Genomic DNA, 8940 nt, shown 5'->3' with positions numbered 1-8940 from the left:
GCTTATCGAGAGAAAGAAGTCAAGTATCGGCTTTCAATTTCACACGAAAGTCTTCAAATGTCATTAGCTGGATAGTTCATGCAGGCATTGACGAATGAAAAACTGGGAGAATTTCTTTCGATTATTCAGCCGCGGCATGCTATTTCATCAGATCAGCTACTTCTGCAAGTTGCTCTTGAGTATTGACGCCAATTGCTTCCTGGATGTCAAATACAGCATCCGCCAGCACGGGCTGCCCCTGTTTGAGCAGGATCTCCGCACAATCTGTCAGGTAATATTCTGACTGATTATTATTGGGTTTCACTTGCTCTAATGCATTGAATAATTGCTGGCAGTCAAAGGCAAAGCAGCCTGTGTTAATCTCTTCAATGGCTGCTTCTTCCGGACTAGCGTCCTTTTGTTCAACAATTCTCAAAAAGCTTCCTACATCATTTCGAACAATGCGTCCCAAACCTTCGTTCGCTTCTGTTATCGCGGTACCCACAACGCAACTTGCCTGGTTCTCTTTCTGGATCGCAAGTAAGCGAGCGAGCGAGCTACCTTTTAACAAAGGTGTATCGCCAGCCAGAACCAGGACAGGGCCATCATGGTCCGACAGTTGATCAGCACACATCATGACTGCGTGACCAGTCCCTTTTTGATCTGCCTGCAATGCAAATTCCACATCGGAATGATGGGATAGGGCGGCTTTGACTTCCTCAGCTTTATGTCCTACGACCACCACAAACTTCTGGCAATTAGCAGAACGTGCGGCATCCAGAACATATTCTATCATCGGACGCCCCAAAATGGGATGCAGAACTTTGGGAAGCTCGGAGTTCATCCTTGTGCTCTTACCGGCGGCAAGAATTACAGCTGCAGGAGGATTCACGAATGAATATCCTTTTTCAAGGTTATGACGGAATGCAGAAAGATGATTGAATTAAAACTGAACTCCGAAGCGGGTGATGAAACCATCCTTGATATCAAATCCACCACCGCTTTTGAAGTCAGCCTCTCGCTTCACGACTCCCCCTGCTTCGAGGAAGATCGATCTGCATCCGTTATCGCTCCGTATACCGAGCATCATTACGTAATCCTTAAATTCCACCTGATCGCGGCCTGCTACGCCAACGCGTTCCACTTGATACGCCTCGATATCGTATTCAAAGCTACCATACAGCCAGACGCTTTTGCCTCCCATACCACCCAGAAAACGGCTCACGCGCGCTTTCGGGAACATCGCACGTACTTCCCAAAGATCATTGGGAGTCCAGACTACACCTGCATAGGGGATAATATAATCGCCCACTCGATCCCAGTAAGCTGCCCCAGCGGCAAACATCCACGTTTCAGATGGTCGGAAGAATAATACGGCACGCGCGTCGAACATCCAGGCATCGGAACTTAAACTTTTTGAAAAATCGCTGCCTACTGAGGGAGTAAATCCTAATTGAACGCTCCAAAGTCCGTTCGCAGGTGTTGATAATTCAAAATCTGTACCAAAACGAAAACCCTTGCCTGGCAACGAAACCGTTTGTGGTCCATCCCAGCCTCGGTAATCAAATTCAGGTGAGAAACCGAAAATCCAGCCATTTTGCATAGGGGTTTTATAGTTCAAATCGATATCTGTTTCAATTTGAGAAAAATTACCACCAGGCGCTCCTGTAGGAGCAACATAGGTGCGAGACTTTGGCATAAACCCAAATTGATATCTTGAACTCCAACCAAAGCGATACGGTTGAGGGCCATTCACTGCACCTGAATAGCCGGGCATGGACTGGCCACCATAAGGGTCTCCACCCGCACCAGGTGTCAGAAACGGATCGTAAGCGCCAGACGGTGCTCCATACAAATTGCCTCCCCCTGCATTAGGATCAAAGGCCTGCCCTTGCGGAACCGTATAGGAACCATTGGGGGGAGCCGTCGTCCCAAACGGGGCCGTTCCCTCATATGTTTGCGGCGGGCTTTGAGCACGAAAGACGGCGTCAAAGTCCTCTGCTGGAGTATAGATCGTTGTTACCTCAGCGGCGTTAAGACTAATACCGGCTGATAAAACGGTGGCAAGACAAAGAAGGGAAGCTTTCAATGTTCAACCTGCAATTATTAGGATTAATCAGTTTATGAGCTGAAAAGCTCTTTCTGAAGGGGGAGTCAGCAACACAATGTAGCTCAACTCATAGGTGTAGGGGTGGTTTATTAGTGAGGGGATTTTCCAAATGTAGCAGATTAGGTCAACATCAATCTGGAGACTATCGGTCGCAAACTTGAGGAAAAGTTCGAATTTTTAGAAAGTTCACGAGAAAATTATCTGCTGCCCTGAAATAGAAATCTGTTTTGCAGACTGGAATTGGGACTGCTAAGGGCCAGGAAAGTCTCTTTGAACAATGGCTTAGGAGCAGCCAAAATATGAATTCGTATGAGAATCAATGAGAATTCTGAAACGGATCTACTGCGGAGAAGTCATTGAGAATTGCTGATGTTTCACAGTCGGATCCTTTAGAGTAATCCAGAAGTCTGAACCAAACTAAATCGCTCACAGCTTCGATTTGTGAATGTCGACGACTAGAAACTGTACCATCAACTGGAGTTAGTTATTTGTGGTAACCTAAACCGGTGACGACAGAATGCAACTCTTCAAAAGTAATGAATCGTCGGCGATGAACCAGCTTGTACTGGTCAATGGCCTGAGCCAATTCATTGACGTCCTGGTTTTCAGAGTTATAAGAATTACTGAACTGACGTCTCTCTCCAATTCCTTCGGGTCGGTTTTCAGTTCGGTTTTGACGTCGATCTTCGAATGTGACAGAACTTGCGTCGGTGACCTGTTTCATGAGATTATTCCTTGATGTAATAACTTACCAAGCAAAAGGTAGATCACATTTAAAGGTAATGTGGAAAAATTTGATATCTGCAACGATTATTTCCGTCATTTTTCGTGGTTCATTTCCACTATGCTGATTGTGGGAATTGTATGAGAAAATCAGCAGAAATGACTTTTGCAGGATTTGCGAGAGTCAATTTAAGGCCCAAAACTGTCCTGTCAAAAAATAGAATCGACAGATATTTCTATCTTCTTTGGCTTACGCATCATTTCTCGTTATATTACAGGTATTCGGGTCATAAGTATTCTTCCAGTCATGCAGATGCTCTCTGGAGGAATCGTTTTTACTTGTCGGAATTAAAGACGTTTCAAGTTCAGAAATGAAAGATGGATTTTTTATGAATACAAAAGTTGCAATTCTGGGTGGTGGTGGGATGGCGACTGCCTGCGCAACATTGCTTACAGAATCTTCCACGGTGGCAGTCTCCATGTGGGTACGCAGTGCTGAAATCGCTGAAGATCTGAGAGAGCACCGGGAAAACAGACGACTACTGCCCGGCGTTCCACTTTCGGAAACAATCGATGTGACTTCAGACATTGATGAAGCGGTAGCGGGTGCTGACTATCTCGTAGTCGCAATTCCAACTGAGTTTCTCAGAGAGGCATTGACGTCTCTGGCTTCACATCTGAAAAATAGTTCGCCTGTAATCAGTGTGATCAAAGGAATTGAACAGGGAACCTTTTTTCGTCCCAGCGAAATCATCTCTGATGTGTTGGGACCGCGACCGGTTGTCGCTCTGGGAGGTCCGAGCCATGCCGAAGAAATTGCGCGGCGTCTACCGGCCAGTGTTGTCGCTGCCAGCGGTGATATTCAACTTGCAAAACAGACTCAGAAACTCTTCAGCACCGACCGTTTCCGGGTTTATACGAACGTCGATATTGTAGGAGTCGAATTAGCCGGTGCGTTGAAAAATGTGATTGCCATTGCCGCTGGAATCTGTGATGGTGGCAAGTATGGGGATAATGCAAAATCAGCCATCATGACTCGTGGTCTGGTCGAGATGAACCGTTTCGGTTCTGCTTTGGGCGCTGAACCATCGACATTTTCCGGACTGGCCGGCGTAGGCGATCTGATTACCACTTGCATGAGTCCCTTTGGCAGAAACCGAAAACTCGGAGAACGTCTGGGACAGGGAGAGACGCTGGAACAGATACTTTCGACAATGGATGCTGTCGCTGAAGGTGTAAATACCACGCACAGCGTGTTTGATCTGGCAGAAGCTAAAGGACTCGATATGCCGATCACCACCGAAATTTATCGCGTTCTGTTCGAAGGCAAGTCTCCGGAAGAAGCGACACAAACCCTGATGACGCGACCTCAACGCGAAGAATAATGTATTCGAAATTACATTTCACAATATGTCGTTTAAATGTCTTGACTTTATTACCACACCTACCGGAGTCTTTATCAATGCGATTCTCACGACTGTTCATTCTCGCATTCAACGTTTCCCTGCTGATACCATCTCTCGCTCAAGCAGAAGTATGGCCTCAATTTCGTGGAGCCACCGGCAGTGGCGTTTCCACTGAGAAAAATTTGCCGGTAAAGTGGTCGGATCAGCAAGGCATCCTCTGGTCTGTTGCGCTGCCGGGACGGGCGAATTCCTCTCCCGCAATCACGACTAGACGAATTGATATCACTACCAAAACCGATGATGAATCGTTGTGGATCATTTCTTTTGATCGCAACAGTGGCAAGGAAATTCGAAAAGTAAAAGTGGGCTCCGGGTCATTGTCCGCTACGGGACCACGAAATCTCTGGGACCATCGGCATAATTCAGCCACACCTTCGCCCATGGCAGATGACAAAAATATATGGGCGTTTTTCGGCACGGGTTTATTGGTTTGTCTGGATGCAGAATCGGGGCAGATCCAATGGAAACGAGATCTCGTTAAAGATTATGGTCCCTATAACATTACGTTCGGCATGGGTTCCACACCTCGCTTATGGGGAAACCTATTGTATGTCACCTGCATGACAAAAGGCCCCTCCTATGTTGTGGCCTTTGATAAGAAGACGGGGAACGAAGTCTGGAAAACGAATCGAAAATTACCAGCAAAAAAAGATGGTGCCGACGCATACTCCACTCCTACCATTTTCCACAACGGTAATAAAACCGAGCTGCTGGTCTCCGGCTCCGATCATGTAAACGCTTATGATCCCCAGACAGGGAAACAACTCTGGATTGCCGGCGGCCTTGATATTCCCAGCCCCTTTGGCCGGATCATTGCTGCTCCGGTAGCTGATTCGAACGTCGTGATTGCCACCTCAGGAAATCCCGGAGGTGGCGGCCTGGGATATCTCAAAGCGTTTCAACAGGGAAGATCAGGAGATATCACAAAAACGGGTCTGTTGTGGAAGTATGACGTTTCTACTCCTGATGCTTCGACGCCTCTGATTCTTAATGACAAACTTTTTATGGTGAATCAAAACGGCGTTGCCAGTTGTTTGAATCTGAAAAACAAAAAACTTCTCTGGAAAAAACGCATGAAAGGCCAATTTTATTCTGCACTGGTCGCCGGCGATGGAAAGGTTTACTTCCTTAGCATCGAGGGATTATGCACGGTGATTGATGCCAGCAATGGAGATGTGCTCGCAGAGAATCAACTGCCCGGCACATTCTATTCCACACCCGCCATCAGCGGGGGAGTCATCTATCTTCGTTCTTTTGACCGCTTATATGCGATCTCAGGGAAATAAATTACTCTTCGATTAATGAGTAATTTAATTGGAAGGAGCGCCTCAATTGCAAAAGGTCAAAAGCAACGTCAGGCACGCGCTGCTAGTTCGGGAATTGCTTGCCCATGCGTGACAATCGGCGTCGGGCGACCGGAGAAGTCTGGCAGAAACGTGTTGGAAAAATCGATTCCCAGATGTGAGTAAATTGTCGCGAGAAAATCATGAGGCCCCACTGCCCTTTCGATGGGTCCTTCCCCTTTTGCGTCCGTTGCACCTATAATTTGACCGGTCTGAATATTACCGCCGGCAAACAGCATGGAATTGGCGTTCGGCCAATGATCGCGCCCCGGCTGCATCGTTCCCTGACTGCCACTTCCAATTCCGCCACCCGTACTTTTGGAATAGGTAATTCGAGGTGTACGCCCAAACTCACCCGCTACTATCACGAGTACTCGCTTATCCAGCCCGCGATCATAAACGTCTTCAATCAAAGCGGTTACGGCTTGATCAAAAAAAGTGGCACGGTATTTGATTGCGTTAAACACATGATGATTGACGGCATGATCATCCCAGTTTGAAACGCGACCGCATAAAGGGCCTGACAGTTCTGTCGTAATGATCTCAACACCTGCTTCCACCAGTCGTCGCGCCATCAGACATTGTTGCCCCCATTGATGCATTCCATAGCGTTCACGGATTTGCTGAGGCTCACGGGTAATATCGAAAGCTTCTGCTGCCTGTTTGCTGGTCAACAAATTAGTCGCCTGCGATTCAAACTGATCCATGGCTTCCATTGCACCATCAAGATCAAGATCACGTCGGAATTGATCAAATTGCTGACGTAAGGAAATTCGCTTCGCAATCCGTTGCGTCTGTTTAATATCGCTGAGTCCGATATTCGGAACTTTGAAACCGGGCTTGCTCGGATCACCCTTAATTTGAAAAGGGCCAGCTCCCGCTCCAAGATAGGTAGGACCGGCAATCTGAAAACTGTCGTAATTCGTAATGGCATTTACGCCCACATAATTGGGGAGTATGTTCTCAGAATCACGTCTGAGATAATTGGCAACCGACATAAAATCGGGCAACTTCGGCGTGCGTTTATCAATTCGATCGGGATCGCCTCCCAGTACCTGTAGTGAGCCCGCGGGATGTCCCCCACCCGTATGAGTGATCGAACGTAAAATTGTGAACTTGTCTGAAATGGTTGCATGCCGCGGCAAAAGTTCGCTGAGGAATAGTCCTTCCGTCTTTGTGGCGATCGGAGCGTAAGGACCGCGGTAGTCTGAAACGGCGTCTGGTTTGGGATCATAGGTCTCTAAATGACTCGCACCACCTCTCAGCCAGACAAGAATGACTGCAGTTCGTTCTTTTGATTTCTTGGGAAGTTTCTGCTGTGCTTCAGCGGCAGCTGCCTGCAACTGATATAAGCCAGGCAATGAAAGACTGCTAAATCCACCCAACCCGATTTTCAAAAACTCGCGCCGCGATTCAGGCTTTCGCCTTGTAGAATTGTGTTTCTTACCATCAACCATAAATTCAACCCGATATTTGACCTTGGGGAGGAGCGCAGAATCTGCCCCTGTTTCTCAATATCAGGAGTATACCATGTGATCCCTGCCTGTGTCTAATACAGCTGGATTTTTCTCACAATCCCCACTTCCGAAATGCCAATTCTATCATGGCCATCGCTAAATTACTGATTCAACTTATCCATTGGCTGGTAGAGATTTTATACTTTTTTCTCTGGAGACTTTTCAAAAAACAGAGTTCTCATGGGCGGCGTTGATTATTGTTACCCTTGGGTCGAGTATTGCTCTTTGGTCGTGCATTACCGGTAGCCCGTCGGACCTTCTGCCGAACGCTGTTGATGGCAGCAGTTGAAGGCTGGGTGGGATCATATTCCACCAGACGTTGTCGTGTGATCTGGCGCAGAAAATGAATGGAACATTGACGCACAAAGAGCGGTTGCGAGGCTCCCAGACCTGCGGAAAGTTCTGCCAGAATATTTTGATTGCGAGGTACTTTCCCCTGTGCCATATTAAACCAGATGCGGATCGAAGGTGTGGTGGGACCAGCATTATTGGCGACAACAATCTTACGCCAGACTGCTTGCGTAGTCGGATCTTCTTTCGCTGCGAGTAACCATGTAATTGCAGCCGTCCTTTGTACTTCTGACTTAGATAACGCTGCCTGGGAAACGGTAGTAACCGGATCAAGGGCAAAACCAAGGTTAGTACTGGCAAGCAATTCTGCCCCCCCTTTGCCTGGAGGCGAAGTCAATAGAGACGACAAGAGATCATCGCTCTGATTCATTTTTTCAATAAAAGTTTTACTTAACTTCAAAGATTTTGTTGGTTTTGTTCTCCAGCGCTGGGTACCTGCCACTTTCAATGGCGTTCCCAATGTCTGATTTCTCATAACAATCATTTGATCTGACTTCAATAAAATCGTCTGCTGTGAGGTCATTGAAATCACTTGCGCTTCACCTGAGAAGGCCAGCATTTCTCGTTTGTTATCAGGCCGTTGAATGAAACCGATAGAAGTACCATCCTGTTTCACTTGAACCAGCCAAACCTGGCGCTGATCCTGAAACTGCAATTCATCGCCTGCCTGCAGTTGAGAAAATGCCACTTTTCCAGCGATGAGTTTCAAATCAATCATAGTCTGAATGGTAGCCGATTCTGCATCGTCTTGTTTTGCCTTGCGCTCTGTTTTCACTCCTCGTATGGCAATCTGAATTTCGGAATCGGCATCCAGCACCATTTCTGGTCCTGCGCTACTCGATTTTGAGATCATTTTCCCCTGCAGCCAACTGAAAGGAAGTGTATGTAATTCGAAGTATTTCTCAGCAGATAATTGTTTCGTAGAAGCGTCAGCGAGAATTCCCTTCCAAGGCAAAGAGTCTGCAGTTCGTATGCCAATTATTCCGGAGAGCCGGACCCAGTCAATCTGCAGATCGAGATTCGTTACTGGCGCTACCGTTGGTCCTTTCTTCGCCACGATAGGTTTCTCGTTGTTTTGCTTGTCCATTACAGGAGGCACGGGAATCATCTTCGGTGGAGGCTTGGGAAAATCGACATTTTGTTTTGTTTCGGGAACCACTGTCAGCTTGGAAATCGTTTCTGAATGCAAATCTTGTTTTATTTTTGAACGGGGAGGTTCCGGTATGGAAGGTGGATGTTCTTGAACCGGATTCTCCGTGATCGATGTGTTTCCCTGATCCTGAATTAATCCGAAGTAAACGGGAATCGCAATTACAATGACCGCAACCGCGACTGCGATATAAATCCGTTGTTGTCTTTGTAATTTTCGCTGATTGCCCAAGGTGGAACGCGATTTGGAATGGATTCTTCGAGAAAGTGGCTCGACGGATTCCATTTCAGGTTCGCTTAAA

7 protein-coding genes are annotated in these 8940 nt (G+C 47.0%); 2 read left to right on the top strand and 5 right to left on the bottom strand.

The genetic code is table 11. From position 1 onward, the window contains the following. Nucleotides 1-139: 139 nt before the first annotated feature. From Q0668_RS23825 to Q0668_RS23815, 3 genes are all read right to left on the bottom strand, one after another. Nucleotides 140-871, bottom strand: a complete 732-nt coding sequence (locus Q0668_RS23825; protein ID WP_298869047.1) for an NTP transferase domain-containing protein — start codon at nt 869-871, stop codon at nt 140-142. Nucleotides 872-922: 51 nt separating this feature from the next. Further along, a complete protein-coding gene (locus Q0668_RS23820; protein WP_298869046.1) occupies nt 923-2068 on the bottom strand; it encodes a hypothetical protein in 1146 nt (381 codons plus the stop codon). 505 nt (nt 2069-2573) lie between these two features. Further along, on the bottom strand, nt 2574-2813 hold the full coding sequence (locus Q0668_RS23815) for a hypothetical protein (RefSeq protein WP_298869045.1): 240 nt from the start codon (nt 2811-2813) through the stop codon (nt 2574-2576). Nucleotides 2814-3201: 388 nt separating this feature from the next. Between Q0668_RS23815 and Q0668_RS23810 the strand changes: the two genes are divergently transcribed. Beyond that, entirely contained in the window at nt 3202-4197 is a 996-nt protein-coding gene (locus Q0668_RS23810) for an NAD(P)H-dependent glycerol-3-phosphate dehydrogenase (RefSeq protein ID WP_298869044.1), read from the top strand. Nucleotides 4198-4274: 77 nt separating this feature from the next. Beyond that, nucleotides 4275-5564, top strand: a complete 1290-nt coding sequence (locus Q0668_RS23805) for a PQQ-binding-like beta-propeller repeat protein (RefSeq protein WP_298869043.1) — start codon at nt 4275-4277, stop codon at nt 5562-5564. Between the two features lie 68 nt (nt 5565-5632). On the opposite strand, the gene Q0668_RS23800 is transcribed toward Q0668_RS23805, so the two are convergent. Continuing rightward, nucleotides 5633-7078 carry a DUF1501 domain-containing protein gene (locus Q0668_RS23800; protein WP_298869042.1) on the bottom strand — a complete coding sequence of 482 codons (1446 nt, stop codon included), beginning with the start codon at nt 7076-7078 and terminating at the stop codon, nt 5633-5635. Between the two features lie 238 nt (nt 7079-7316). Next, nucleotides 7317-8940 (bottom strand): hypothetical protein (locus Q0668_RS23795; RefSeq protein ID WP_298869041.1); only part of this gene is annotated, 1624 nt, incomplete at its 5' end.

It is taken from the genome of uncultured Gimesia sp., from assembly GCF_937910335.1.
Lineage (GTDB): Bacteria > Planctomycetota > Planctomycetia > Planctomycetales > Planctomycetaceae > Gimesia.
Note: the sequence above shows the minus strand (reverse complement) of the source record. Positions and strands in the feature narration are given on the sequence as shown.